The following is a 26,602-nucleotide window of genomic DNA, read 5'->3' on the forward strand; positions in this document are numbered from 1 at the left end:
AATTTCTCCCAAATGCATCACAAGTCATTCATCTGATGAGAAAACCCCGTCGGTTCCCGGTATCATGCGCACCTTGCGTGTGTCGAGCCCACGATTTTGATGCGGTATTGATGCGCCTCGCGTGCCACAAAACCGCACAATCCGAACTTGAAAGATTCTGTAATATAAATTCCGTATACTCGTAAGTTCTGATCCAGGCGCCGCCTGCCTCCGTCTTCGGCCGACCGCCCACGCAGAACAACCAGATATGTCGCCGCCGGGCCAGCCCGCGCCGCGACTCGCTATGCACCACCACTGAACAACCTATGTCTTCCCGCCACCCTGGTTCGCCCGGCCGCGCCGCGGCGGTGATCGTCCGTGTCCGGGCGCTGATCCGCAACGAACGCGTGCTGTCGCCGCTGCTCGCGCTCGGCATCGGGCTGCTGCTGATCGTGGTTTTCCAGCACCTGTCGGAATCCGTCGACTACCGGTCGGTGATCCGCGAGTTGCGTCACATGTCCGCCGAAGAGTGGGGCGCGTCGCTGGCCGCGACGGCCGTCAGCTATCTCGCGCTTGTCGCCCGCGACGCGGTCGGCCTGCGCTATGTCGCCGCGAAGGTGCCGCGCGTCGCGTTGTGGATCGGCGCGATCGCCGGGTCCGCGCTCGGTAACGCGACCGGCTTCGGCGCACTGACGGGCGGCGCCGTGCGCGCGCGCGTGTACGGCGTGTCGGGCGTCACGCCCGCGCAGATCGGCCGCATGACGGTATTCACGAGCGGCACGCTCGCGCTCGCGCTGGTGCTGATGACGGCGGTCGGCATGGTCTGCGTGCCGCAGACGCTCGCCGCGATGCTGCATGTCGCGCCCGGCGTCCTCACGTGGAGCGGCGCCGCGCTGCTCGTCGTGCTGGCCGTGATGACGATGATGTGCGGCAACACCGCGCGCCCGGTCGTCACGCGCTTCAAGTGGCTCTCGTTCGATGTGCCGGCGCGGCGCGACCTCGTCGCGCAGGTCGTCTATGCGGTGCTCGACGTCGTGGCCGCCGGCCTGACGCTGTGGGTGCTGCTGCCGGCCGCGCCGGTCGGTCTCCCGACCTTCATCACCGTATACGCGGCCGCGCTGCTGCTCGGGATGATCGGCCATACGCCGGGCGGGATCGGCGTGTTCGAAGCGGCGATGGTCTTCACGCTGGGCCGCGAAGTGCCCGCGCATGCGATGGTCGCCGCGCTGATCGCCTATCGCGCGATCTACTTCGGCGTGCCGCTCGTGTTGTCGGCCGGCCTGCTGGCCGGTTTCGAGGGCCGCGCGCTGCGCCGCCGGCTCGTGTCGCGGCAGGCCGCGCGCGTGTCGCAGCTGGCACCGCTGTTCCTGAGCCTGGTGACCTTCGCGGTCGGCAGCATGCTGGTGATTTCGAGCGCGACGCCTGCGTTCTGGTACCGGATCGCGATCCTGCGCAACATCGTCCCGTTGTGGGTGCTCGAAGGCTCGCAGGTGATCTGCAGCGTGCTGGGCGTCGCGCTGCTGTTCGTCGCGCGCGGGCTGCTGCGCCGGCTCGACGGCGCATGGTGGATGACCTTCGCGCTGACGCTCGCGAGCCTCGCGCTGTCGCTGGCGAAGGGCCTCGCGTTCGTCGAGGCCGGCGTGCTCGGCACGCTGCTGGTGCTGCTGCTCGTCAGCCGCCGCCGCTTCAACCGGCATTCGTCGCTGCTCGCCGAGCGCTTCACGGTGAGCTGGTTCGTGTCGGTGACGATGGTGCTGATCCTGGCGGTGTGGGTGCTGTGCTTCGCGTTCCGCGACGTGCCTTACACGCGCGATCTGTGGTCGCATTTCTCGTTCGACGCACGCGCGCCGCGCGCATTGCGCGCGACGCTCGCGGCCGGCGTGTTCGTCGCGATGTTCGCGTTGTGGCAGCTGCTGCGGCCGGCGCCCGGACGTTTCGTGAAGCCCGCCGAGCAGGACCTGGTCGACGCGGAGCAGATCATCCGCGCGCAGGAATGCAGCGATGCGGGCCTCGCGCTGATGGGCGACAAGTCGTTCCTGTTTTCCGAATCGCGCCGCGCGTTCCTGATGTACGCGAAAAACGGCCGCACGTGGGCCGCGCTGCACGACCCGGTCGGGCCGCGCGAGGAATGGCCGGCGCTGATCAGCAAGTTCATCGCGCTGGCGCACGCGCACAGCGGCCGCGCGGCGTTCTACCAGGTGCGCGCGAATGCGCTGCCGCTGTATCTCGACGCCGGGCTCACGCTGATGAAGCTCGGCGAGGAAGCCCACATCGCGCTCGACCGGTTCGACCTGAAGGGTTCGAACCGGTCGCACTTGCGCTATGCGCTGCGCCGCGGCGACAAGGACGCGCTGACGGTCGAGGTGATCGCGCCGTGCGACGTGCCGGCCGCGCTGCCGTCGCTGCGCGACATCTCCGACGGCTGGCTCGACAGCCGCGACGCGCGCGAGAAGAGTTTCTCGGTGGCCGCATTCCACGACGGCTATCTCGCGACGCAATCGGTGATGCTCGTGCGCCAGGCCGACAAGCCGATCGCCTTCGTCACGTTCATGACGACCGACCTCAACACCGAGGCGACGGTCGGCGTGATGCGTCATCTGCCGGACGCGTCGCCGTATGCGATGGAGTATCTGTTTACGCAGCTCGCGCTGCATCTGAAGGAAGCGGGATTCCGCAAGCTGAGCCTGGGCATCGCGCCGTTCTCGGGGATGGGGGCGGCGAAGATGCCGTCGCCGTGGCACCGGTTCGGGCTGATGGTCTGGCGCTTCGGCGGCCGCTTCTACAACTTCCGTGGCTTGCGTGCATTCAAGAGCAAGTTCGAACCGCACTGGGAGCCGCGCTATCTCGCGGCCTCGGGCTCGGTCGGCGTGTTCGTCACGCTCGCGGATCTGTCCCTGCTGGCTGGAGGTCGGCGTTCATGATGTTGAAGAAGGGTATCGCGCAGGCGGCGCTCGCCTGTGCGGGAATGATGTTGGCCGGCGCCGCGCTCGCGGCGCAGCCGGCGGCGGCGAAACCGGAAACCGTGTCGGGCGGCCGCTACGGCCCCGTGACCGTGACGAAGCCGGGCGGCCCGCTGCGCGGCTTCGTCGTGCTGTTCTCGCGTGAGCGGGGCTGGGGCGAAGCCGACCAGCAGGCAGCCGATGCGCTCGCGAAAGCGGGCGCGATGACGGTCGGCGTGGATTCGGAGCGCTATGCGGCGAACCTCGCCGCCAAGCAGGAAACCTGTCACCACCTCGACGGCGACGCCGAGGCGGTCAGCCATCAGCTCGAACGCCTCGCGCAATCGGCGCGCTATTACACGCCGATCGTCGCGGGCGTAGGCCAGGGCGGCGCGATCGCGAAGCAGATCCTGTCGATGGCGCCGGAAAACACCATCGCCGGCGTCGTGTCGGTCGCGCCGGCGGCGAAGCTCGATGCGCGCTTCAAGCCGTGCCCGCCCGATCCGACGATCGTGCGCCGCGCGATGCCGGGCTTCGTCGAAACGGCTGCGGCCGGCGACACCGCGAAGCTCGTGTCGCTCGTCACGTCGCACCTGCACGACACCAGCAGCAGCGACGAGCTCGACGTGTCGGACCTGCCGCTCGTCGAGCTGCCGGCCAAGGGCGGTAGCGACCGCCTCGCGATCGTGATCTCGGGCGACGGCGGCTGGCGCGATCTCGACAAGACGATCGCCGAGGCGCTGCAGCGCGACGGCGTGTCGGTCGTCGGCATCGACAGCCTGCGCTATTTCTGGAGCGAGAAGCCGCCCGCGCAGGTGAGCCGCGACCTGGCGCGCGTGATGCGCACGTACATGGCGCGCTGGCATGCGAACCGCGTGGCGCTGGTCGGCTACTCGTTCGGCGCGGACGTGATGCCGTTCGCATACAACCGGCTGCCGGCCGACCTGCGCGACAAGGTCGCGGTGATGTCGCTGCTCGGCTTCGCGCCGGCGGCGGACTTCCAGATCCGCGTGACGGGCTGGCTCGGCATGCCGGCGAGCGACAAGGCGATGAAGGTCGCGCCGGAAATCGCGAAGGTGCCGCCGCAGCTCGTGCAGTGCTTCTACGGCGCGGAAGAGAAGGACACGATGTGTCCGGCGCTCGCGAATACCGGCGCCGACGTGATCAAGACGGGCGGCGACCATCACTTCGGCCACGACTACATCGCGCTCGAGAGGAAGATCCTCGGCGCGTTCGGCAAGCCGGTGGCGGCGCGCTGAACGCCGGCGCCCGCTTCGCGGCGGGCGCGGTTGTCGTTCATCGGACGGGCGGCCTGCGGGCCGCCCGTTTTCATTGCGCTGTCTGCGTCGCCGCGTCCTGCCGCGACGCTACCGTTCTCGCGTCGCGCTGATAGAAGCCGGGAAACCGGTCGAGCTGCCGGCGCGCGGCCGCGAGATCGGCATCGGCGCCGAGCACCGCGCTCGAAAACCCGGTGCGTTCCATCAGCAGCAACTGGTCGATCAGCACGTCGCCCGTCGCGCGCAGGTCGCCGGCGAAGCCGAAGCGCTTGCGCAGCAAATACGCCTGGCTGTATGCGCGACCGTCGGTGAAGGACGGGAAGTGCAGGTCGATGCGCGCGGCCTGCGCGATCCGCTCCGCGAGCGGCGCCAGTTCCTCGTCGTTGCCGATCGTCAGGGTCGTGAGCGTCGCGGTGTCGGGCGAGTGCGTGTCGTCGGCGTGTTCGGCCGGTGTCAGCAGCCGGATGCGCGCGTGGGTGTTTGGGCCGGTCGCGTTCATGCGTGCTCCGCCTGGTGACGTGCGTCGTTCGCCGCAGCCTTGAAGGGCTCGACGCCGATGCGGCGCACCGTGTCGATGAATCGTTCGCCGCGGCCGTCGGCGTCGAGCCGCGCGTCGAGATAGACGTTGACGAGCGCGTCCACCACATCGACGATCTCGTCCGCCGAGAACGACGGGCCGATCACCTTGCCCGGCCGCGCGGGGCCGCTCGCGCTCGAACCGTCCGAGCCGCCGAGCGTTACCTGGTACCACTCGGCGCCGTCCTTGTCGACGCCGAGGATGCCGATGTGCCCGCTGTGATGGTGGCCGCACGAGTTGATGCAGCCGCTGATGTGCAGGTCGATGTCGCCGACGTCGTGCAGCATGTCGAGATCCTGGAACCGTTCGGCGATCGCGTCGGCGATCGGAATCGAACGTGCGTTCGCGAGCGCGCAGAAATCGCCGCCCGGGCACGCGATCATGTCGGTCAGGAGTCCGACGTTCGCGCTGGCGAGACCGATCGCGCGCGCGTGTTCCCACAGCAGGAACAGGTCGTCGACGTGTACCCACGGCAGCACCACGTTCTGCGCATGCGTGACGCGCGCCTCGCCGGCCGAGAAGCGGTCGGCGAGTTCGGCGAGCGCGTCGAGCTGCTCGGGCGACGCATCGCCGGGCGCCTGCAGGCGGCGCTTGAACGACAGCGTGACGATCCTCAGCGCCGGGTCGCGGTGCGCGGCGACGTTGCGCGCCAGCCACCGCGCGAAGGCCGGATGGCGACCGGCGTGCGCGGCCATGCGCGCTTCGGCATCCTGCACGTCGAGCGCACGCGGTGCGATGCGCGGCGGCACGAACGATGCCGCGATGCGGTCGAATTCGGCCTGCGGGATCGTGTGCGGGCCGCCGTCATGCTCGACGATCTGGCGAAACTCTTCCTCGACGTCGTCGATGTAGCGCTGGCCCTCGCTCCTCACGAGGATCTTGATGCGTGCCTTGTACTTGTTGTCGCGCCGTCCGTAGCGGTTGTAGACGCGGACGATCGCCTCGATGTAGTTCATCACGTGCCGCCACGGCAGGAACGCGCGCAGCAGCGTCGCGATCAGCGGCGTGCGGCCCATGCCGCCGCCGGCGCTTACGCGAAAGCCGAGCTCGCCCGCGTCGTTGCGCACGAGCTTCAGCCCGACGTCGTGCCAGTCGGTTGCCGCACGGTCCTCGGCCGCGCCGGTGATCGCGATCTTGAACTTGCGCGGCAGGAACGCGAATTCCGGATGCAGCGTCGTCCACTGGCGCATCACTTCGGCGAACGGACGTGGATCGGCGATCTCGTCCGGCGCGACGCCCGCGCGCTCGTCGCACGAAATGTTGCGGATGCAATTACCGCTCGTCTGGATCCCGTGCATGTCGACGGTCGCGAGCAGGTCCATCACGTCGGCCGCCTTCGCGAGCGGAATCCAGTTGAACTGCACGTTGGTGCGGGTCGTGAAGTGCGCGTTTCGGATCGGCAGTCGCAGCGTGCCGAGCAGCGCCTGCGCGTCGCGGGCGGCGCGATAGGCGGCGTCGTCGGGCACGTCGTAGTCGCGTGCGATTCGGGCGAGCACGCGAAGCTGCGCGCTCGACAGTTCGCCGTACGGCACGGCCACGCGCAGCATCGGCGCGTGGCGCTGCACGTACCAGCCGTTCTGCAGGCGCAACGGCCGGAACGCGTCCTCGCTCAGCGTGCCGTGCTGCCAGCGTTCGAGCTGGTCGCGGAACTGGGCGGCGCGGCTGTGCACGAGCGCCCGGTCGAAATCGGTATATCGGTACATGACGTGATACGCGAGAGGAGCGGCGGTGCAGGGCGCGCGCCGCTCGGAAGGGGACGTTGCGACGGGTGTCGGGCAACCGGAGACAGCGTAGGGAACGCGGGGCGGCGGGACAAGCAGCAGATCGGGACGAAAAGGGCGCAGCAGATCAGCGATGCGCCGGCGGCCGTCGGGCATGCGTTGCGCATGCCCGCGTTGGGTTCAGGCTTGCGCTTGCGCGTCGACGATCAAGGCCGGATCGAGCGCGCGGATGCGCTGGTCGATGAAGTAACCGCCGCCTTCCTGGTAGCGCAGGAACAGCCGGCCGCACGACACGCAGCGGCTGACGTTGCAGCGGTTGTACGGAAAGTGGCGCGGCGCGATCGGCGCGCGGTCGGACCAGTAGCGCGTGCCGCCCGGATGGAATTCGTCGTAGGTCGGTTCGGGGTCGTCCGGCGGCGCGAGCGTCGCCACTTCGACGAGTTGCGTGTCCTGCAGCGACAGCGGCAGGCTCGTCCAGCCGGCAAGCGGGGTCTTCGTGCAGGTGCAGGGCTGCGTGACGCCGGCGGCTTCGGCGGCGAGCGTCAGCAGCGCGGCGTGATCGAGGTACGGCAATGCGCTCATGAGATGGGTCGAGGGGGCGAAGGGAGATGCACTGTAACCCGTGCGTGCGTCGGCTGCGCGGCGGCGTCGGCGGCCTGCGTGCGGGCTTAACCGGCCTTGCGTACCGCAGGCTCGGCGACCAGTTCGCCAAGCACGCGGATCGCGCGTTCGATGTCGCGGCTCCACGGATGGCCGAAGTTCACGCGCACGCAGCGCTCGAAGCCGTGCGCGGCCGAGAACAGCGGCCCCGGCGCGAAGCTGATGCCGCGCGCAATCGCCTGGCGATGTAGTTCCATCGCGTCGATCGCATCGGGAAACGACAGCCACAGGAAATAACCGCCGTCCGGCCGCACCCATTCGACGCCGTCCGGCAGCCAGCGCCGCAGCGCGTCGTCCATGCGGGCGAGCTGCGTCTGAAGCGCGCCGCGCAGCTTGCGCAGATGACGATCGTAGCCGCCGTGCTCCAGATAGTTCGCGATGCCGGCTTGCGCGGGGATGCTCGCCGACAGCGTGGTCATCAGCTTGAGCCGCTGCACTTTTTCCGCGAACCGGCCGGCGGCGGCCCAGCCGATCCGGTAGCCCGGCGCGAGCGTCTTCGAGAACGAACTGCAGTGCATCACGAGACCGTGCCGGTCGAAGGCGCGCGCGGGCAGCGGATAGTCGGGGCCGAAATGCAGCTCGCCGTACACGTCGTCCTCGATCAGCGGCACCTCGCGCGCGGCAAGCATCTCCACGAGCGCGCGCTTCTTGTCGAGCGACAGCGTGACACCGGTCGGATTCTGAAAATTGGTCATGAACCAGCACGCGCGGATGTCGTGCCGGTCGAGCGCGTTCGCGAGCGCATCGAGATCGAGGCCCGTGCGCGGATCGACGGGAATCTCGACCGCGCGCAGGTCGAGCCGCTCGATCGCCTGCAGCGCCGCATAGAAGCCGGGCGATTCGACCGCGACGACGTCGCCGGGCCGCGTGACGGCCATCAGGCACAGGTTCAGCGCTTCCAGCGCGCCGTTCGTGACGACGATCTCGTCGACGGGTTGCGCGACGCCGGTTGCCAGATACCGCCGCGCGATCTGCTGGCGCAGCGCCTCGTTGCCCGGCGGCAGGTCGACGACCGTGCTCCACGGGCTGACGAGCCGCGTCGCCTGCGCGAGCGATTTCGCGAGGCGCGGCAGCGGAAACAGCTGCGGCGCGGGGAACGCGGAGCCGAGCGGCACGATGCCGGGTTGCGTCGCGGCGTCGAGCACCGAGAACACGAGATCGCTGATGTCGACCTTGCGCGTGGCGCCGGCGCGGCTCGCGCGGCGTTTCGCGGGCGGGTGCGCCGCCGGGCTCGCGCCCGGCGCGACGTAATAGCCGGAGCGTTCGCGTGCGCGGATCAGCCCCCACTGTTCGAGCAGGTAGTACGCGCGAAACACCGTCGACTGGCTCACGCCATGCTGCGCGATGATCTGGCGCAGCGACGGCAGGCGCGTGCCGACCGCGAGGTTGCCGTTGCGGATTTCGTCGGCGATCGTATGGGCGAGGGTTTCGTAGCGTTTCATGTGCGCGGGTGGAGCATGCTTACGCGGCGCGCGGGCCGGTGCGGCGCCGCGCGCGGCGGGGCGGGACATTGTCCGACGAGCGGCCCGAAAAGAAAAGTGCGACGGGCGGGGGCGGTCGCGCAGTCGTGGCGATGCCGATGCGTGCGCATCCGTCGCGCGCGATTGCGGCGTTCACTCGTGTGCCGCGTGGCTGCAACCGGAAGCGGCACGCGTCGAGTCATGCCTTTCACCTGAGGATTCTTCGCGCGCGCGGGCGGTTCGCACGCGTGCGAAGACATGCGATCGAACGCGAGCATGCATGACGCGCTCCGGATGGCCGCACACGATGCGCGTGCGGCTTGTTCCAATTGCGCGGCGATATTTTTTATGGTCTTGTTGCAAGCTCAAGCATCGACTCAAAAAAAGGATAGTCGAATGCATACGGGGAATGCGGGCGAGGACCGATTGATCAGGGGAATCGGCGCGTGTCGGCGTGCGCGCCGGGCCGTATGCCGATGGTTTGTCGTCCTGACGCTGGGCTTGCAGGGCCTGCCTGCGTGCGCGGCTTCTCCCGAGACCGTCAACGACAACGTCCTGCGCGTCCTTGCATGGCCCGGCTACGCGGACAACGATGTCGTCAATGCGTTTGAGACGCAATTCCACGTACGCGTCGAAGTGACGTTCGTCGATTCCGACGAAGCGTTGTGGACGCGAATGCACAGCGCGTCGCCGCCGCCGTACGACGTGCTCGCGGCCAACACGGCAGAGATCCAGCGCTACGCGCGCGACGGCCTGCTCATACCGATCGACCTGTCACAGGTCCCCAACCGTCGGCGGCAACGACCGAATTTCCAGCAGCTCGCGACGATCGGCGGACTCGTGCACAACGGCTCGACCTATGCGATTCCGTTCACGTATTCGTCGATGGGACTGATTTACGATCGCAGGCAGGTGCCCGCCGCGCCGCGCTCGATGCTGGAACTGTGGAATCCGCGTTACCGCGGCAAGGTGCTCGACTTCAACAGCGCGCAGCATAATTTTTCGTTCACCGCACTCGCACTTCGCTATCCCGACCCCTTTCACCTGTCGCCCGCGCAAACGCTTGCCGTGGCGCACAAGCTGGTCGACCTGCGACGCAACCTGCTCACGTATTACACGCTTCCGGAAGAGGCGACCGCGCTGTTCGTCCAGCATCACGCGGCGCTGATGTTCGGCAACTACGGCACGCAGCAGGTCGAACAACTGCGTCGCGCCGGTGCGGACGTCGGCTACGTGATTCCGGACGAAGGCGCGCTCGCGTGGCTCGACTGCTGGGGCGTCACGCGGGGCGCGGAGCATCGCGAGCTCGCGTTCGCATGGATCAACTACATGCTCGAACCGGCGATCGGCGCGCTGCTGACCGAACGCCAGGGGCTCGCGAATACCCTCGAGCCGCCACCCGGTCTCGAGTCCGGCAACCAGCACCTCGTATGGATCCAGCCGGTCGAGGACATCGCGCGGCGCGAGTCGCTGTGGAGCCGCATCGTGTCGGGCGACCGGCCGGAGCGGTTCGACAAATGATCAGGCTCGGGCTCACGTCGAAGCTGTCGGTGCTGTTCGCGTGCATCGGCGTGATCGCGTCCGGCACGACCGGCTACTCCACCTACCGCGCGAACCGGACGATGCTCGTGCAGGAAGCACAGCACAACCTGCTGATGTCGACGCAATTGCTCGGACAGCGCTTCACGACCGCGCTGTCCGACGTGGCCGACGATGCGCTCGTGCTCGCGCAATTGCCGTCGGCGCCGAGCGTCGCGAGCGGCGAGGGCACCGATCCTGCGCCGCGCTCGCGGCTCGAGCAGGTGTATGTCAGCTTCATGAAGAACCATCCCGAGTACCTGCAGATCCGGCTGATCGCGCGCGGCGATTTCGGGCTCGAGCGGATTCGCGTCGATCGCGACGCGCGCGGCATCGTCGTGCTGCCGGAGAGTGCATTCCAGGAGAAAGGACAGTTTTCCTATGTATTCGATACGCTCGCGACGGCACCCGGTCATATCTACCTGTCGCCGATCGTGATCAATCACGAGACCGGCGCGCATGCAGCCGAAGGGCTGCCGATCCTGCGCGTGGGCACGCCGGTCGTCGACCAGGCCGACGTGGTGGTCGGCGCGCTGGTCGTCGACGTCGAGCTGTCGCGCATGTTCGATCGGCTCGAGCGCGACCTGCCGCAGGACTACGCGGTGTTCCTCGCGAACGAGTGGGGCGACTTCCTCGTGCATCCCGATCCGTCGCAGACCTTCGGCTTCGATCGCGGCCGGCGCGTGCTGATGCAGGACCGCTTTCCCGGCACGCGGCTGCTGTTCGCCGGGACGCGCACGAACGTGACGCTCAACGGTCTCGCGCAGCCCGACGACGTACCGGGCGAGATGCTCGCGTTCGTGCGCACGCCGTTCGGCAACAACGAGGGCAACCGCTTCGTCGTGCTCGGCATGGCGCGTCCGCTCACGGACGTGCTGACGCCGGCCGGGATGCTCGGCGAACGGATCATCCGGATGGTGTTCCTGATGAGCCTGGCGGCGGTGATTCTCGCGATCCTGTTCGCGCGTGCGATCACGCGTCCGTTGCAGATGCTCGCGCGCGCGGCGACCCACGTGTTCGACGATCCGGCCGCCGAGCGATTGCCCGTTGCGCGGGCCGACGAAATCGGCGTGCTGGCGCGCTGTTTCGACAGCATGCGCGTCGAGATCCGCACGCAGGTCGCGATGCTGCGCGCGAAGCAACTGGAGCTCACGCACCTCGCCGGTCACGATCCGTTGACCGGGCTGCCGAACCGCCTGTTGTTCATGGAGCATCTCGAGGCCGCGATCCGGCATGCGGCCGCGGTGCGCGAGGGGCTGGCGGTGATGTTCGTCGATCTCGACCGCTTCAAGCAGATCAACGACCAGCACGGGCACGCGGCCGGCGATCGCACGCTCGTCGCGGTCGCGAAACGGCTGAGCCTCGTGCTGCGTAGCGGCGACATGGCAGCGCGGCTCGGCGGCGACGAATTCATCGTGCTGATTTCGGACGTGCGATCGCCCGAGGTGATCGGCGATATCGCGTCGCGTATCCAGATCGTGATGGCCGAGGAGCTGGAGTTCGGCGAACGTCACCTGGCCGTGGGCGCGAGCATCGGCGTCAGCGAATATCCGGCCGATGGCGCGTCGGCCGAGGAGCTGCTGGTCAAGGCCGACGCGGCGATGTATGCGGCGAAGGCGTCCGCGCAATGCGCGTACGTGCGTTACCAGGAATTGCTGGGCGGCGGCATCGGCGCGGATGCGGGCGCCCGCGTGGCGGCGGGCGGCAGCCGCTGACGGCGGGCCGGCTCAGTGTGCCGTGGAAACGCGACGAGCTCGTCACGGGACGGGCTCGTCGGAACCGGGCGAACTGCGCGATGCGCGCAGCGGCGGGCTTAGTGGCCGAAGTAGACCGAGTCGCGCGCGTTCTGCACCTTGACTGCCGGTGCGCCGCCCTGGACGACCGGGGCCGGTTGCGCGCCGTAGCCGCTGGCGTCGGCGGCGTGCACGCGCGCTTGCGCGGCCTGGATGTCGGCCGGGTAGTACGGGCTCGACTGGCTCGGCTTGTAGCCGGCGTTTTCGAGCTGGACGAGTTCGTTGCGCACTTGTGCGCGGGTCACGGTGCTTTGGGCGAATGCGCCGAACGAAGCGGACAGGGCAACAGCGGCAACGACTGCGGAAACGAGCGATTTCATGATGACCTCCGATGTTCTATTGAGTTCGCCGGCGACACCATGTCGTAAGCGATTGATTACATCGTAGGCGTCAGTCGATTCAGGGTAAACGTGGATTCCGACGAAAGATCGTTGCGACCGAGGTAATAATCGCCGTGGAAATTCGATCCGTCCCCGTCCGGCATTGCGGGAATGGCAAACCGATGGCGGGCGGGAGACACGAGGCGGCGCGCGGCCAGCGGGGCGGGATCGGGGGTCTTGCGCGATCAGACGCCGTCGGCGTCGTCGATTTCCTTGCGCTCGCGGCGTTCCTCGTTGCCGCGGCGGGCCCGCAGGCGCTGACGCGACAGGACGGCGATCACCTGCTGGGTCGGCGCGCCGGACGGCAGCTCGTTGCGGATGCGATCGGGCACCATCGGCAGGCCCGCGCGCTGCCGGCGCAGGGCCTTCGCGATTGCCCGGCGGCATTCGTCCCCGTGGCAATCCCATTCATCGCGGATTCTCTGGCAATAACGGCATTGTTCCATCGGGACAGTCTAACGCGTCTTGGGGATCGGGGCCGAAGGGGGCGCGGACCGTGACCGGGCCGGCGGGCGGCCGACGTCATTTCGCGTTCGCGTGCGGGCTGTCGACCGGTGCGACGGGCGAGGCCGCGTGCCGGAAGACGCCCGACTTCCAGATCATCTGGGACGCGGCCACGAGCACGAACAGCAGGACGACCATCCGGAATACGCGCGGCGACATCTTGTCCCGCAGCGGGCGAACGAGCCACATGCCGGCGATGGCGGGCAGGCTCGCCGCGGCGGAAATCGCGAGGTCGGCCGTGCTTGCGTGGGCGGCGCCGCTGAACGTCGTGATCAGCGTGACGATCGACACCACGAGGATGATCGCGATCTGCTTCGTGAACGCGCGGCCGGTCGCGCCGGATGAAATCAGGTAGGTGGCGAGCAGCGGCCCCGGCACCGACGCGATGCTTTCCATCAGCGCCGCGCCGAACCCGAGCGCGAACCCGACCGGCTTTTGCCATGCCTCTGGCAGGTTCAGCTTCGGCGCGCTCAGCATCAGCGCCGCGGCGACGATCAGCAGCGCGCCCGACGCGGCCTGTGCGTGGCCCGCGTTCAGCGACAGGAGAATCGCGACGCCGACGACGTTGCCGAGCACGGTGCCCGCGATCGGTGCGGCGATCTTGCGCGTGGTCGCCAGCACCTCGCCGCCTTCCAGCGCCTGCGGAATGTTGCCGAGGATGATCGGCATCGACAGCAGCAGCACCGCGTGCCGGATCGGCAGGAACTGGCTCAGGATCGGCATCGCCACCAGCGGAACGCCGATGCCCGTGATTCCTTTGACCATCCCGCCGAGCAGCAGTGCGATGGCGATGCCGATCAGGTCGAGCAGCGCGAGCCCGTGCAGGCTGGACACCAATACACCTTGAGTCAGATCGAGATGAGTCATCGGGAGCAGGTCGGGACATGAGCGGCGGCGGGGCGGTCGACGACACCCGTTGCCGGTGCGTGCGATCGCGCACGCCGTTGTATGGTTTCGGGTCGAACCGGTCGCCCCGTTGCATCGTCCGCCGTCGGCATTCGACACGTTTCGAGGCTGAATCTTACCCGAGCGCGGCGCGGGGCATCGAACGTGGTCGAGGGCGCGCGCTCGTCGAAGGTCGTTGAGGCGATTCAATACAATTCATGATGCACGGCCCTATCATGTGAAAAATACATGGACCGAAACAAGGAGGCGAGATGACGCTTGCGCAGTTGCAGGCCCTGGCGGCCGTGGTCGAACTCGGTTCGCTGACGGCCGCGGCCGAGCGGCTCAGTCGCAGTCAACCCGCGATCAGTCATGCGTTGACCGAACTGGAGGACATCACCGAGGTCAAGCTGCTGTTGCGCGACCGCCAGCCGGTCGTCCTGACTGCCGCCGGCGAACGCCTGTGGCCGTACGTGCAGAACGTGGTTCGCGAGGCACAGACGCTGCGCCAGCAGTTCGGCTTGTCGCGCGGCAAGCTCGAAGGGCGGCTGGTGGTCGCGTCGCTGCCGAGTGTTTCGCTCGCATTCGTCGTCCCCGCGCTCGAGGCGTTGAAGGCGGCGCATGAGGGCGTGACGGCGGTACTGCTCGAAGGCACGGACGCGGAGGTCGAAGGATGGCTCGACGACGGCACCGCCGACGTCGGCGTGGTCGCCGGCACGAAGACCTTCGCGAACAATCTGCCGTTGCTCGACGAGGATTTCGTCGCGGTGGCGGCGGACGGCATGTTCGACGGCCGCAAGAGCGTATCCGCGAAACGGTTGTCCACGATGCCATTCATTTTCTCGAAGGCGGGATGCGGGCCGCTCATCGCGGACTACTTCGCGCGCAACGGTGCGTCGCTTCGCGCCGCGTTCAACGTGGTCGAGATGCGGACCATCCTGTCGATGGCGGAGGCGGGAATGGGCGTGTCGATCGTCCCGCGCATCACGCTCACCTACACCCGGTTCGGCGGCCAGGTGCTGGCGCTGTCGCCCAGGCTTCACCGTTCCGTGCGGCTGTCGTGGAACGCGACCGGCAATGCGGTCGCAGACGCCTTCGTGAAGCTGGTCGATGCCCAGCGCGCGAAGGTGGGAAAGGCGATTCAGGCGCGAACGAAAAAGGGAAAGTAGCGCATAGGCGGCGCGATGACGCGATGAAGCGCGCTCATGGGCGACTTGCAGTTTATTCATGCTGGCAGCTGTCGACATGCAATACATTGTGGGTCACTCGCCCTGACTTCATTGCCTCGAAGGAGACCGCCGTGCCGGCCTTGCCCACCCTGATCGCTTTCGGACTCGTGTCGCTCGGCATGGTCCTGACGCCCGGCCCCAACATGATCTACCTGATCTCGCGCTCGATCTGCCAGGGCCGCCGTGCGGGGCTCGTGTCGCTCGGCGGCGTCGCGCTGGGGTTCGTGTTCTACATGTTCTGCGCGGCATTCGGCATCACCGCGCTGGTGCTGACCGTGCCGTATGCGTATGACGCGCTGCGTTTCTCCGGTGCGCTGTACCTGTCATATCTCGCGTGGCAGGCGCTCAAGCCGGGCGGGCGCTCGGCGTTTCAGGTCCGGCAATTGCCGCACGACAGCGGCGCGCGGCTCTTCACGATGGGCTTCGTCACCAACCTCGCGAACCCGAAGATCGCGATGATGTATCTGTCGCTGCTGCCGCAGTTCATTTCGCCGGGGCACGGCAGCGTGCTCGCGCAATCGCTGGCACTGGGCTGCGTGCAGATCGCGGTCAGCGTCAGCGTCAACGCGCTGATCGCGAGCATGGCCGGTGCGATCGCGGCGTTTCTTGCCGGTCGGCCGGTCTGGGCGCGCGTGCAGCGCTGGTTGATGGGGACCGTGCTGGCCGGACTGGCCGTGCGTATCGCGCTGGAATCACGCGGCTAACCGGTTGAACGGCTTGCGGACGCAATCGACGTACCGATGCGCACGCAACCTTCGGATGGCGAACGGATGCAGTCGATCCGCGTGAAGCAGGCCGCCGCGCATTCGCCGTATCGGTAAGCGGACGGCGCGCGTTGCGCGCGATGTCCCGCACGAGCCGCCCCCAACCTCGACCGCCCGCCGCGCGATCGCGCGCCGCGGGCGGCCGCCGCATCAGCGCTCGCGGCGTTTCTTGCTCAGCTCGATCGTCTCGAACAGCTCGTACTGCGCGGTCGGGTGCTGATCCGCGCCCGGCGCGTGGTAATAGCGCATCGTGATCGTCGTGTGGCCGCCCGGCTGGCCCGGATCGTGGTCGAACACGGCGATCCCGTAGCCCGTGCCCGTATCGCGGCGTGCGGACCAGATCGCATCCTCGACCGCATCGGCCGGCTTGCGCACGAACGTGTTCGGTGCGGTGCCCGGCACCGGCCGGTTCGGCTTCGTGAAGACCTTGGCCTGTGCAAAGCCGGTCGCCGGGTTTTCGCCGTACACGTCGAGCGGCGCACTGGTGCCGCCGCCACCGAGAATCAGGTGGATCGTGCCATGGCTCGTGTCGAACGTCGTGCTGTTCGGATCGGTCGACCCGACCGGACGCGGCTGCAGCGTCTCGACGACTTCGCCGGTCGAGGCATCGACGCCCGCGCGGTGATTGCAGCCGCGCACCGGGTAGCTGCGCTCGTAGTCGTGATCGTGACCGCACAGCACGAGGTCGACGCCATAGCGGTCGAACAGCGGCAGCCATGCCTCGCGAATGCCCTTGTCCGAGCCGTTGCCCGTCTTCGACGAGCTCAGCGCGTCCTGGTGCATCTGCACGACGATCCAGTCGATGTCGTCGTCGTGCGACGCGTGACGCAGCGTGTGCTCGAGCCAGCGCGTCTGCTCGCCGTTGCTGTAGCCGCGTACGTAGAACGACGTGCCCGGTTCGATCGGCGCGCGGCCGGTGCTCGCGGCCGGCACGAGCGGATTCGGGCCGCCGACGAATGCGGCCGCATCCTGGTAGACGACGTCGTCGGCGTCGAGCGAGATGAACAGCACCGAGCTCACGCGGAAGCTGTACCAGCGGCCCGGAAAGCGCGTGCCGTTCTCCGGGAGCGTGTAGCGCGCGAGATACGAGTCGAGCCCCTGCGGGCCGTTGTTGAATTCGATCTCGTGATTGCCGGGGCATGGCATCCACGGGCGGTTCGCGGCCGACGTCTGGTTGTTGTTGCCGAAGTCGCGCCACACCTCCGGCTGATGCGCGGGGTTCAGGTTCGCGTAGCAGAGGTCGCCGTTCAGCAGGTGGAACAGCGGCTGGAACTGCTCGACGGCCTGCACCGCGAAACGGCTTTGCGGCGACGACAGCACCCACGCGCCATTCGGCGTCGCGAGGTCGCCATAGCTCGTGAAGCGGAACGGCGCGCGCCCGCGCGGCGCGGTCGTGAAGGTCGCGGCAAACGGCTGCGCGGCGTTGCTGTCGTTGTCGCTCGTCAGTTCGTAGCGGTAGCCCGTGTTCGGCTTCAGGCCGTGAACGCGTGCGTGGTACGTGAACACGGTTTCGCCGTTCAGGCCGTCGGTGTAAAGGCGCTGTACGCCGTGCACCGTGCGTGCCGGTTCGCCGTCGGCGACGATCCGCGCGCGCGGATTGACGGCCGGTGCGAGCGACGCCCACGAGATCGCGACTTCCGATGTCGGGTCGCTGCCCCACGTCAGGTGCACCTGCTCGGGTGTGCCGTCCGGATTCGACGCGGCGGCGCGGGCGGCCGCGAGCCCGCCCGCGGCGGTGGCGAGGCCGGAGACGCCGGCGAGTTTCAGGAAGCCGCGACGCGATACGGAAGCGGCCGGCTCGTTCGACTCGGCGGGGAGGTTTTCCTGGTTCGACATGATCGTATTTTCGTTGAATGACACGCGAGATGCGGAACTGCCCGGCCGTGCGCGAGCGCGTCGGGGGCGTGGGCCGGAAACGAGCGGGATCCCGGTGATACGCATTGTCGAAGGGCAGTTTTGCCGGGTTGTGACAGACGGTAATCGATGTGCGAGCCCGATGCGTCGATGGCGCGCGCGGCGTCGCCGGCGCGGCAGAAATTTATTTGCGTGTGCCGCGACGGATTTTTTTCGCATGCGTCGTTTAACGAACGAACGGCCACCTCCGGCCGGGAAACGATGCTTCGGAGTCTTGCATGAAACTTTCCATTTCATTACGGTTTGCCGCGGGATGCGTGGCCGCGCTGGCGACGTCCGCCACATTCGCGCAGGCCGTCATCGTCGCACCGGTGGCACCGCCGCCGCCGCGTGTCGAAGTGATGCCGGCGCCGCGCGCGGGCTACGTATGGGATCAAGGCCACTGGCACTGGCGGCAGGGCCGCTACGTGTGGATTCCGGGGCACTGGCAAGTGGTACGTGCCGGCTATCACTGGGTGCCCGGACACTGGGCCGCGCGCGGCCCCAACTGGCGCTGGGTGCCGGGCCACTGGGCGTAACGCGCAGGGCGCCGCGCGGCGCGCAGCGCCTGCCCGTGCGGCGGGATTTCCACACAACCTCATCGGCTGAGCCATGCTTTTTCGAACCATACTTATCCTGACAGCCGCGGCCATCGTGCTGGCCGGCTGCGTCGTGGTGCCGGCGCGTCCGGTGTATTACCGGCCCGCGCCGGTCGTCGTATATTGATCGCGCCGGCCGGCGGGCGATCGACAGGATCGATATGCCGTTCGAACCGGATCTCGATGAAATCGACCGGGCCGATTCCCGGCGTGGCGCATCACGAGTCGCCGATGCGCCGGTCCGATGCCTGCAAGGAGAGCACGACGATGAGCTTCAGCCGGACAACGGGCGCAACCGCCGGCAGCATGCGGCGTTCGCACCGCGCATCGCGGAGCGGCCTGCGTTGAGCGACGCCGATCCCGACGCGGAACTCGTCGCGCGGGTGGGCGCGCGCGACGCGTCGGCCGTGCGTGTGCTCGTCGCACGCAAACTGCCGCGCTTGCTCGCGCTCGCGACGCGCATGCTCGGCGACCGGACCGAAGCCGAAGACGTTGCGCAGGAAACCTTCCTGCGGATCTGGAATCATGCGCCGCGCTGGCGGGATGGCGAAGCGCGCTTCGACACGTGGCTGCATCGCGTCGTGCTGAACCTGTGCTACGACCGTTTGCGCGGGCGGCGCGAGGAGCCGGTCGACGCGGTGCCCGACGTGCCCGACCCGCAACCCGAGCCGGCCGCGCACGCGGAGTTGCGCTCGCGCGACGCGCGCGTGCGCGAGGCGCTCGCCGCGTTGCCGCCGAGGCAGCGGGAAGCGCTCGTGCTCCAGTACTATCAGGACATGTCGAACGTTGAAGCGGCCAACCTGATGGGCATCACCGTCGATGCGCTGGAAAGCCTGCTCGCGCGCGCAAGGCGCAACCTGCGCGCGCAACTGGCCGGCGACCCACCTAGCGAGGACAAGCGATGACACCCGAACGATTCAGTACCATCGTCGCCGCGTACGGCTCGGATGCGCGGCGCTGGCCGCAAGACGAACGCGCGGCGGCCGAAGCGTGGGCGCAAGCGCATCCGCGTGACGCGCTGGAGGCGCTCGACGATGCCGCCGAGCTCGATGCCTGGCTCATGCAGGACACGGTCGCGCCGCAGGCGCCGGCACTCGTCGAACGCATCGTCGCGTCGGCGCCGGCGCCTCGACGTGCGCGGCGTCGGGGCCGGGTGTGGTGGTCGGGCGCGGCGTTCGCGGGTGTCGGGCTGGCCGGCGCGCTGGCGGGCGCGGTGGCCGTGTCGATGCTGATGCTCGGCAGCGCGCCGATCGCGCAACACGAACCGGGCTACCTGACGACGACGTTCGGCGGCCCGAGCATCGACGGAGGCGACGAATGAGCGAACGCGGCTGGAAATTCGTGCTCGTCGGGTCGGTCGTGCTGAACGTGTTCATGCTCGGCGCGATTGGCGGTGGCGCGTATCAGTGGTTCTCGACGCATCCTGACCTGCATGGAACGGGAATGCCCGGACAGCGCACGGCGTTGCGGTTCGCCGCGGACGGATTGTCCGATGCGCGTCAGCGGGCGTTCGCGGCGGCGCTGAAGGCGGCACGCAAGGACGCTCGGGATTTCGCGCGGGAAGGGCGTGACGGGCGGATCACGGTGCTCGATCTGCTGGCCGCGCCGCAGCTTGATCGACCGGCGATCGATGCGGCGCTCGAACGGACGCGAGCGGCCGATAGCGCGTTGCGAGGGCAAGTCGAGCGCAGTGTCGTCGATTTCGCGGCGACGCTGACGCCGGACGAGCGCGCGAAGTTCGTCGACGGGTTGCGGCGTAGCGGGAACTGGCGCTTGCCGGCGAGATTGCAGAAGCAGCAGGGGGCGGCGGGAAGCGAGTAAGCCGCTCGTCGTCCGGCGACGGCACGGAATGACCGTTTACGCCGATGCTCGTCCCGGGATTATGATGGCCCGATCGGCAGCACCTTCCCGATGAACTCACCGCAACGCGAGGCGGCAATCTCGAGCGCCGCGGCAAGGACGAATCATGGATCGAAGCGAAGACTTTATCGTGCGCACCATGTCGGCCGGTGACGTGGCCATGTCCGTCGAATGGGCGGGCGCGGAAGGGTGGAATCCCGGCCGGCACGACGCGCATTGTTTCAGGGAAGCGGACCCGGCCGGTTTCTTCGTCGGCATCTGGCGCGGCGAGCCGGTCGCTTGCCTTTCGGCGGTTGCTTATGACGAACACTTCGGCTTCATCGGTCTCTACATCGTGAAACCGGCGTTTCGCGGCAAAGGCTTCGGCATGCGCATCTGGCAGCACGGCATGCGTTACCTTGGAGAACGAAACATCGGCCTGGACGGTGTCGTTGCCCAGCAGGCGAATTACCGGAAGTCGGGATTCCGGCTCGCGTATCGCAACATCCGCTATCAGGGGCGCGTGGGCGGCATCGGGTGCGCGCATGTGGCGGCAGCGGCCGATGTGCCGTTCGAGCAGCTGCTCGCCTACGATCGTCAGTGTTTTCCGGCGGCGCGCGAGCGTTTCGTCTCCGTCTGGATCGCGCAGCCGGATGCCGTTGCGCTCGCAACGATCGACGCGGGACGTGTTGTCGGTTACGGGGTCGTGCGCCGCTGCCATGCGGGCTGCAAGATCGGCCCGCTCTTTGCCGATGACGCCGACGTCGCGACGGGGCTGTTTCGTGCGCTGGCGTCGCGCATGCCCGGCGAGGTGATCGTGCTCGACGTGCCGGAAACGAACCCCGCGGCCGTCGCGCTGGCAGAACGTCACGGCATGTCGAGCGTGTTCGAGACCGCGCGGATGTATACGAAGGAGGCGCCTGCGATTGCGATCGACCGCGTGTTCGGGGTGACGTCTTTCGAGCTGGGGTGACCGTCGCGGGCATGACCGGACCGGGCCGGGAGCCGGATGCGCCCACGCGTTCGCCGACGTGACGCCAGTTCTGGGAGGTTCTTGAGCCGGCTGCCGTTCGGCAGTTTGTGGTTGCGGAGCAAGACGCGGCAGATTCGGCGTCTACGAGCCGAAGCCGAAATATTTGGTTCTTCGTGGATTTCCGGGGGGACGCTGGCGAGGAACGTCGGCGTTCGGCCAAAAAGGGACCCTGACTCGATTGAGGCGCGAGACATTCAGGGGGGCTCGTCAAGCCAACAAGCGGTCTTTCAGCACAGAGCGCCGACCTGAGCTGTCGACCTTAGCCGACGTAGTCATGGGGCCGCAGCACTTTTCAATGCGCTTCACTCTCTCCGACGCTGCGGGACTTTCACTTCTGCATTCGAAACACGCCCGCCTGCTCCGAGTGCTGGCGAAGTTCTGCGAGCGTGTATTGGACAGAGAGTGCCTGCTCGGCTGGATGGGCGCTCGTGGTGTTCAGAATGTATTTCTAAGAGGTCCCGCGGCAAAGAAGTATCGCGCTCATTTCGCCCGCGAGGCGTTCGGAGTCAGCTTGACGATTGCGTCGAGCGCACCATTCACCATGCCGCGTACCACCGGCTCCACTTTCTTCGCGACCTCGGGCAGATAGTCGAACGGCGCGTTCTCGCTCATGTAGGTGGACTGGCACATCTCCAGTTGCACCGCATGCACGCCGTCATGCGGCGCGCCGGCGTGCCGTGTGATAAAGCCGCCCTTGAAGCGGCCGTTCGCAATCCACGTGAACGGACTCGCCGCGGCGACGCGCTGCACCGCTTCCTGCACGGAAGGCGCGGCGGTGCGGCCATCCTGGGTGCCGATGTTCAGGTCCGGCAGCTTGCCTTCGAATAACCGTGGCAGCACGCTCGCGATCGAGTGCGCTTCCCACAGTAGCACGTTGCGATGCTGGCGGCGCAGGCGCGTCAGTTCTTCATGCAGGGCGTCGTGATACGGCTGCCAGTAAGTGGCCACGCGGCGATTGCGTTCGGCCGCGTCCGGCGCGCAACCGTCGCGATACAGCGGCTCGCCGCGAAAGGTCTCGGTCGGGCACAGCGACGTGGTGGTCTGCCCCGGATATAGGCTTTCGTCGTTCGACGGCCGGTTCAGGTCGATCACGTAACGTGACACACGCGCACCTAGAATCGTTGCGCCGAGCGCGCGGGCGAATCCGTAGAGGCGGTCCAGATGCCAGTCAGTGTCAGCGACGGTCAGCGCGATATCGGTGTACCGGTCGCGCAGCGCAACCGGGATGTGCGTGCCCAGATGGGGAATGGAAATCATCAGCGGCGCATCGCCGCGGTCGAGTGAGAAGAGATCGTTCATGGTGCCTGGGATCGGTTGACGGTTGCGCTCAGGCGTCGGCGAGAAGCTGCGCCAACGCCCGGCGATAGTCCGCGTAAAGCCTGACTTCGTCGCGATGACGGCGCTCGTGGATCACGCGCTCGCCGCTGACGAAGACGTCGCGCACCGGTGTTTCGCCGTGCTCGCAAAAGACGGCGGACGACAGCCACGTCGCGCCGGTCTGCTCCGCGAGATCGGGATGGTCAGGATCGAGCACGATCCAGTCCGCTCGCGCGCCCTGCTTGAGGGCGCCGGCCGCGCGGCCGGTCGCACGTGCGCCGCCCGCAAGCGCGCCCTGGAACAGGCGGTCGGCGACATGCGATGCCTGCGGCGAGGCCAGCACGTTGCGCTGACGCCGCGCGAGCCGCTGGCCATATTCGAGCAGGCGCAGTTCCGCGCGCCAGTCCACGCCGATATGGCTATCCGAGCCGACGCCGAATGCGCCTCCTGCATCGAGGTAGTCGCTTGCGGGGAACAGGCCGTCGCCGAGATTCGCTTCGGTCGTGAGGCACAGGCCCGCTATCGCGCCGCTCTTCGCGAGTGCAAGCGTTTCGCGTTCGTCGACGTGCGTCGCATGCACGAGGCACCAACGCGCGTCGACGTCGAAACGCTCGAGCAGCCATTGCACGGGCCGTGCGCCGAGCGCCGCGACGCAGGCATCCACTTCCGCGGTCTGCTCCGCAATGTGGATATGCACCGGTGCGCCGGGCGACATCGCGTCGAGTCCGTCGAGCGCGGCGCGCAATGAATCCTCCGATACAGCGCGCAGCGAGTGCGGCGCGATTCCGTAACGCAGCGCGCCGTGTTCCGGACGAGCGGCGCGCAGCGCGCCGAGAAGCTCCAGAAAGGCGTCGGTCGCGTTGATGAAGCGGCGCTGGTCGGCGCGCGGCGGTTGTGCGCCGAAGCCGCTGTACTGATAGAGCACCGGCAGCATCGTCATGCCGATGCCGGTCTCGCTCGCGGCATCCACGACGCGCTGCGCGAGTTCGGCCGGATGCGAGTGACGGCCGCCGTCCTGCGCGTGGTGCACGTAGTGGAACTCACAGACGGACGTATAGCCCGCCTTGAGCATCTCGACATACAGCCAGCGCGCTATCGCACCGAGCATCTCGGGCGTGATGCGTGCGGCGAAGCGGTACATCAGGTCGCGCCAGCTCCAGAAGCTGTCCGTGGGATTGGCGCGGTATTCCGTGAGGCCGGCCATGCCGCGCTGAAACGCGTGCGAATGCAGGTTCGGCATGCCCGGAATGACCGGCCCCGCTGCGACCCCGGCATCCGCCGGCGCGGTGGTTGTGTCGGGCGTAACGGCGACGAGCGTACCCGCGTCGTTCCACTCGATCAGAACGTTGGTGCGCCAGCCGTCAGGCAGCAGCGCATGGGCTGCGAAGAGCGATTTCGGGGATAAATTCAAGAGTCGGCTTCCGTATTCAGCGACGTGCACACCAGCACGCCATCTCCTTCTATGGCGATCTCGACGGGATTCGCCCGGTCGATGCGCAGCGTGTCGAGTGGCGTCAGCGCGATGCACGCCGGCCCGGCCCGCACCTCGACCGATCCCTGCGCGCAAAGCAGCAACGCCGTGTCCGCGGCGAATGTCCGGCGCCCCGGCGCGCGCACGATGTCGACCGAGGCGCGCGCCGCGCCGCGGTACGTCATCAGGTTGAACACCCGCACCGTGCCGTTTGCGAGGTGCGCCGTCACCGGCGCTTCGCCGGTGAAGTGCGCAACGTCAAACGCACCCAGGACGCCTGCGCCACCGAGTGTCATCCCTGCGCCGTCGAGAACCATCAACAGGCGGTCGATGCCGTCGAAACGCGAGAACGGCCCGTCGCGATCGATATCGGCAATGCTCACGCGCCACGCGTGCGCACAGGACGCGACTTCGCGCGTGATGCCGCCGCCGTTTTTCCACGGCGACGCCACGAGCGCGGCGCCGCGTATCAAGGTCGAGTTCACGCGCGCGACAGCACGGCCTGCAGGAACGAGCGGGTGCGGGGTTGCGTGGGCGTCGAGAAAATCTGCGCGGGTGGCCCAGCTTCAACGATCTCGCCGCCATCCATCACGACCACGACATCGGCCACTTCCTTCGCGAAGCCCATCTCGTGCGTAACAACGAGCATGGTCATGCCTTCGGAGGCGAGCAGCTTCATCACCTGCAGCACTTCGCCCACGAGTTCGGGGTCGAGCGCGGAAGTCGGTTCGTCGAAGAGCATGACGCGCGGCTGCATCGCCAAAGCCCGCGCGATGGCGACGCGCTGCTTCTGGCCGCCCGAGAGGCTCGCAGGCATCGCATCCGCCTTGTGCTCGAGACCCACCTTCTTGAGCAGGGCAAGCGCAGCGGCTTCGGCGTCGGCTTTCGCGGCGCCGCGCAGCATGCGCGGACCCACCGTGATGTTGTGCAGCACCGAGAGATGCGGGAACAGGTTGAACGACTGGAACACCATGCCCACTTCGGTGCGCAGCGCGTTGAGTGGGCGGTCCTTGAGCATCGTGCCGTGATCGACGAGCCGTTGGCCGCAGATATCGATCGTGCCGCGCTCGGGCTGCTCCAGCCCGTTGCAGCAGCGCAGAAACGTACTCTTGCCGGAACCACTCGGTCCGATCACGACCACGACCTGGCTCGGCTGGATGTCGAAGTCGATGCCGTTCAATACGCGATGCGCGCCGAACGACTTCGTGAGTTCGCGAATGCTGACGATAGGTTGAGCGTTGCTCATTGCACCATGCCTCCTGCGCGTAACCGACGTTCAGCGCGATGAAGAATGAAGTTGGTCGTTTGCGTGAGCACGAGATACACGAGCGCGATCACGATATACACTTCGAGCGACCGGTAGGACACGCTGATAATCTTCTGGCCTTCGTGCATGAGATCGTGAATTGTCAGCAGCGACACCAGGGCCGAGTTCTTGATCAGCGCGATGAACTCGTTGCCGAGCGGGGGAATCATGCGCACGATGGCCTGCGGCAGAATGATCGCGCGCATGGCCTGTCCCGACGACATGCCGATGGAGCGCGCCGCTTCCATCTGTCCGCGATCCACGGACTGGATCGCGCCGCGCACGATTTCCGACACGTAGGCCGCCGAATACAACCCGAGCCCGAGCATGCCGCAGACGAACGCGGGCAGCAGGATGTCGAACTGCGGCAGGCCGAAGAACAGCAGGAACAGCTGCACGAGCAGCGGTGTGCCGCGGAAGAAGATCAGGTAGCCGGTGCAAAAGCCGTAGACGAGCCGCCGTTGTGGATAGAGCCGGCCGATGCCAATCAGGAGGCCGAGCAGGCACGAGAGCACAAGCGCGGCGGCGGTCACTTCAACTGTGACCAGCGCGCCGTGCGCGATGTCGGCCCAACCGGCGAATGCCGGCGTGAAGTCGAGTATCATGAGTCAGGTCCGCCGGGTTACTTCGCGTTTGCCGAGGTGCTGGCGCCCGTGCTGAACCACTTCTTCACGATGGCGTCGTAGGTGCCGTCCGCCTTGATCTTCGCGAGCGCGGCGTTCATCTTGTCGCGTAGTTGCGGTTCGTCCTTGCGCACCGCGATGCCGTACGCTTCAGTCGTCAGCTCCTTGTCCAGCACGCGGAAACCGGGACGCGTGCGCACGAACTGGTACGCGGCGGGCTTGCCGGTGACGGCGGCGTCGGCACGGCCGATACCGACGAGATCGAACATCTCCTGGTTCTTTTCAACTTCCACGCGCTGCACCTGCGGATAGTTGTCGCGCAGGAAATTTACCGACTTCGTGCCGACCTGCACGGTCACTTTCTTGCCGTTGAGATCGGCGAGAGTCTTGATCGGCGAGTCCGCCTTGACCAGCGCGGAGAGACCGCCCGCAAAGTAGGGCTGCGTGAAGTCGACAACCTGCGCGCGCTCAGGCGTGATGTAGATGCCCGAGATCGCCGCGTCGAACCGCCGCGCCACAAGACCCGGAATGAGCCCCTTGAAGTCGATGTCCGTCCACTGGACCTGCTTACCCATCGCCTTGGCCAGCGCGTTCATGATGTCGATGTCGAAGCCGGTGCGCTGGCCCTTGTCGACGAATTCCATCGGCGGGAAGGTCGCATCGGTTGCAACGTTGAGCACGTTCGAATCCTGCGCGGATGCCGTGCCGGGCGCGATCGCCGTCAGCAGCGCCATGCCGAGGCTTGCAGCGGAGAGAAGGGTTTTCAGTTTCATGG

25 protein-coding genes are annotated in these 26,602 nt (G+C 67.5%); 11 read left to right on the forward strand and 14 right to left on the reverse strand.

Annotated features, from left to right (window positions below; translation table 11 throughout):
* Nucleotides 1-305 precede the first annotated feature (305 nt).
* Both mprF and HWX22_RS08930 read left to right on the forward strand, forming a co-directional pair.
* Nucleotides 306-2,900: a bifunctional lysylphosphatidylglycerol flippase/synthetase MprF gene (gene mprF, locus HWX22_RS08925; RefSeq protein WP_175915438.1), complete on the forward strand. Its 2,595-nt coding sequence runs from the start codon at nucleotides 306-308 to the stop codon at nucleotides 2,898-2,900.
* Nucleotides 2,897-4,177, forward strand: a complete 1,281-nt coding sequence (locus HWX22_RS08930) for a virulence factor family protein (protein WP_175915439.1) — start codon at nucleotides 2,897-2,899, stop codon at nucleotides 4,175-4,177. The genes mprF and HWX22_RS08930 overlap by 4 nt, the downstream gene beginning before the upstream one ends.
* A gap of 70 nt (nucleotides 4,178-4,247) precedes the next feature.
* Here the strand turns inward: HWX22_RS08930 and HWX22_RS08935 are convergent, their stop codons facing one another.
* The 4 genes from HWX22_RS08935 to HWX22_RS08950 all read right to left on the reverse strand — a co-directional run bounded on the left by HWX22_RS08935 (nucleotide 4,248) and on the right by HWX22_RS08950 (nucleotide 8,595).
* Nucleotides 4,248-4,694, reverse strand: a complete 447-nt coding sequence (locus HWX22_RS08935; RefSeq protein WP_175915440.1) for a DUF934 domain-containing protein — start codon at nucleotides 4,692-4,694, stop codon at nucleotides 4,248-4,250.
* Nucleotides 4,691-6,475, reverse strand: a complete 1,785-nt coding sequence (locus HWX22_RS08940) for a nitrite/sulfite reductase (RefSeq protein ID WP_175915441.1) — start codon at nucleotides 6,473-6,475, stop codon at nucleotides 4,691-4,693. The genes HWX22_RS08935 and HWX22_RS08940 overlap by 4 nt, the downstream gene beginning before the upstream one ends.
* A 198-nt stretch (nucleotides 6,476-6,673) precedes the next feature.
* Nucleotides 6,674-7,075, reverse strand: coding sequence for a hypothetical protein (locus HWX22_RS08945; protein WP_175915442.1), 402 nt, complete (start codon nucleotides 7,073-7,075; stop codon nucleotides 6,674-6,676).
* An 86-nt stretch (nucleotides 7,076-7,161) separates the two neighbouring features.
* On the reverse strand, nucleotides 7,162-8,595 hold the full coding sequence (locus tag HWX22_RS08950; protein ID WP_059819673.1) for a PLP-dependent aminotransferase family protein: 1,434 nt from the start codon (nucleotides 8,593-8,595) through the stop codon (nucleotides 7,162-7,164).
* A 414-nt stretch (nucleotides 8,596-9,009) separates the two neighbouring features.
* Between HWX22_RS08950 and HWX22_RS08955 the strand changes: the two genes are divergently transcribed.
* Both HWX22_RS08955 and HWX22_RS08960 read left to right on the forward strand, forming a co-directional pair.
* Entirely contained in the window at nucleotides 9,010-10,134 is a 1,125-nt protein-coding gene (locus HWX22_RS08955; RefSeq protein ID WP_175910085.1) for an extracellular solute-binding protein, read from the forward strand.
* Nucleotides 10,131-11,906: a diguanylate cyclase gene (locus HWX22_RS08960; protein ID WP_175915443.1), complete on the forward strand. Its 1,776-nt coding sequence runs from the start codon at nucleotides 10,131-10,133 to the stop codon at nucleotides 11,904-11,906. Before HWX22_RS08955 ends, HWX22_RS08960 begins: the two co-directional genes overlap by 4 nt.
* A gap of 98 nt (nucleotides 11,907-12,004) precedes the next feature.
* On the opposite strand, the gene HWX22_RS08965 is transcribed toward HWX22_RS08960, so the two are convergent.
* The 3 genes from HWX22_RS08965 to HWX22_RS08975 all read right to left on the reverse strand — a co-directional run bounded on the left by HWX22_RS08965 (nucleotide 12,005) and on the right by HWX22_RS08975 (nucleotide 13,735).
* On the reverse strand, nucleotides 12,005-12,304 hold the full coding sequence (locus HWX22_RS08965; protein WP_175910074.1) for a DUF4148 domain-containing protein: 300 nt from the start codon (nucleotides 12,302-12,304) through the stop codon (nucleotides 12,005-12,007).
* A gap of 245 nt (nucleotides 12,305-12,549) precedes the next feature.
* A complete protein-coding gene (locus HWX22_RS08970; RefSeq protein WP_006760082.1) occupies nucleotides 12,550-12,810 on the reverse strand; it encodes a hypothetical protein in 261 nt (86 codons plus the stop codon).
* A gap of 76 nt (nucleotides 12,811-12,886) precedes the next feature.
* Nucleotides 12,887-13,735 (reverse strand): sulfite exporter TauE/SafE family protein, encoded by an 849-nt coding sequence (locus HWX22_RS08975; protein ID WP_175915444.1) that lies wholly within the window; start codon nucleotides 13,733-13,735, stop codon nucleotides 12,887-12,889.
* Between the two features lie 290 nt (nucleotides 13,736-14,025).
* Here HWX22_RS08975 and HWX22_RS08980 point away from each other — a divergent pair, with 290 nt between their 5' ends.
* Both HWX22_RS08980 and HWX22_RS08985 read left to right on the forward strand, forming a co-directional pair.
* A complete protein-coding gene (locus tag HWX22_RS08980; RefSeq protein WP_175915445.1) occupies nucleotides 14,026-14,922 on the forward strand; it encodes a LysR family transcriptional regulator in 897 nt (298 codons plus the stop codon).
* Nucleotides 14,923-15,053: 131 nt separating this feature from the next.
* Entirely contained in the window at nucleotides 15,054-15,686 is a 633-nt protein-coding gene (locus HWX22_RS08985) for a LysE family translocator (protein WP_175910068.1), read from the forward strand.
* A 210-nt stretch (nucleotides 15,687-15,896) separates the two neighbouring features.
* On the opposite strand, the gene HWX22_RS08990 is transcribed toward HWX22_RS08985, so the two are convergent.
* Nucleotides 15,897-17,582: a metallophosphoesterase family protein gene (locus HWX22_RS08990; protein WP_175915446.1), complete on the reverse strand. Its 1,686-nt coding sequence runs from the start codon at nucleotides 17,580-17,582 to the stop codon at nucleotides 15,897-15,899.
* Between the two features lie 296 nt (nucleotides 17,583-17,878).
* Between HWX22_RS08990 and HWX22_RS08995 the strand changes: the two genes are divergently transcribed.
* From HWX22_RS08995 to HWX22_RS09015, 5 genes are all read left to right on the forward strand, one after another.
* Nucleotides 17,879-18,178, forward strand: coding sequence for a YXWGXW repeat-containing protein (locus HWX22_RS08995; RefSeq protein ID WP_175915447.1), 300 nt, complete (start codon nucleotides 17,879-17,881; stop codon nucleotides 18,176-18,178).
* Between the two features lie 221 nt (nucleotides 18,179-18,399).
* Nucleotides 18,400-19,143 (forward strand): RNA polymerase sigma factor, encoded by a 744-nt coding sequence (locus HWX22_RS09000; RefSeq protein WP_175915448.1) that lies wholly within the window; start codon nucleotides 18,400-18,402, stop codon nucleotides 19,141-19,143.
* Nucleotides 19,140-19,559, forward strand: coding sequence for a hypothetical protein (locus tag HWX22_RS09005; RefSeq protein WP_175915449.1), 420 nt, complete (start codon nucleotides 19,140-19,142; stop codon nucleotides 19,557-19,559). The genes HWX22_RS09000 and HWX22_RS09005 overlap by 4 nt, the downstream gene beginning before the upstream one ends.
* Nucleotides 19,556-20,059 carry a periplasmic heavy metal sensor gene (locus tag HWX22_RS09010; RefSeq protein ID WP_059691241.1) on the forward strand — a complete coding sequence of 168 codons (504 nt, stop codon included), beginning with the start codon at nucleotides 19,556-19,558 and terminating at the stop codon, nucleotides 20,057-20,059. Before HWX22_RS09005 ends, HWX22_RS09010 begins: the two co-directional genes overlap by 4 nt.
* Before the next feature lie 145 nt (nucleotides 20,060-20,204).
* On the forward strand, nucleotides 20,205-21,050 hold the full coding sequence (locus tag HWX22_RS09015) for a GNAT family N-acetyltransferase (RefSeq protein ID WP_175915450.1): 846 nt from the start codon (nucleotides 20,205-20,207) through the stop codon (nucleotides 21,048-21,050).
* A 540-nt stretch (nucleotides 21,051-21,590) separates the two neighbouring features.
* Here HWX22_RS09015 and hutG read toward each other — a convergent pair.
* The 6 genes from hutG to HWX22_RS09045 are packed head-to-tail and all read right to left on the reverse strand — an operon-like array spanning nucleotide 21,591 to nucleotide 26,600.
* Nucleotides 21,591-22,409 carry an N-formylglutamate deformylase gene (gene hutG / locus HWX22_RS09020; RefSeq protein ID WP_175910054.1) on the reverse strand — a complete coding sequence of 273 codons (819 nt, stop codon included), beginning with the start codon at nucleotides 22,407-22,409 and terminating at the stop codon, nucleotides 21,591-21,593.
* A 28-nt stretch (nucleotides 22,410-22,437) separates the two neighbouring features.
* Nucleotides 22,438-23,838, reverse strand: coding sequence for a formimidoylglutamate deiminase (locus tag HWX22_RS09025; RefSeq protein ID WP_175910052.1), 1,401 nt, complete (start codon nucleotides 23,836-23,838; stop codon nucleotides 22,438-22,440).
* On the reverse strand, nucleotides 23,835-24,383 hold the full coding sequence (locus HWX22_RS09030; protein WP_111021421.1) for a HutD family protein: 549 nt from the start codon (nucleotides 24,381-24,383) through the stop codon (nucleotides 23,835-23,837). Before HWX22_RS09030 ends, HWX22_RS09025 begins: the two co-directional genes overlap by 4 nt.
* Nucleotides 24,380-25,144 carry an amino acid ABC transporter ATP-binding protein gene (locus tag HWX22_RS09035; RefSeq protein ID WP_175910050.1) on the reverse strand — a complete coding sequence of 255 codons (765 nt, stop codon included), beginning with the start codon at nucleotides 25,142-25,144 and terminating at the stop codon, nucleotides 24,380-24,382. The genes HWX22_RS09030 and HWX22_RS09035 overlap by 4 nt, the downstream gene beginning before the upstream one ends.
* Complete coding sequence (locus tag HWX22_RS09040) at nucleotides 25,141-25,809, reverse strand: amino acid ABC transporter permease (protein ID WP_111021423.1); 669 nt, start codon at nucleotides 25,807-25,809, stop codon at nucleotides 25,141-25,143. The genes HWX22_RS09035 and HWX22_RS09040 overlap by 4 nt, the downstream gene beginning before the upstream one ends.
* A gap of 17 nt (nucleotides 25,810-25,826) precedes the next feature.
* Nucleotides 25,827-26,600 carry a transporter substrate-binding domain-containing protein gene (locus tag HWX22_RS09045; protein WP_111021424.1) on the reverse strand — a complete coding sequence of 258 codons (774 nt, stop codon included), beginning with the start codon at nucleotides 26,598-26,600 and terminating at the stop codon, nucleotides 25,827-25,829.
* Nucleotides 26,601-26,602 lie beyond the last annotated feature (2 nt).

Origin of the sequence: Burkholderia sp. BCC1638, assembly GCF_902833195.1 — a bacterium.
Taxonomy (GTDB): Bacteria; Pseudomonadota; Gammaproteobacteria; order Burkholderiales; family Burkholderiaceae; genus Burkholderia; species Burkholderia diffusa.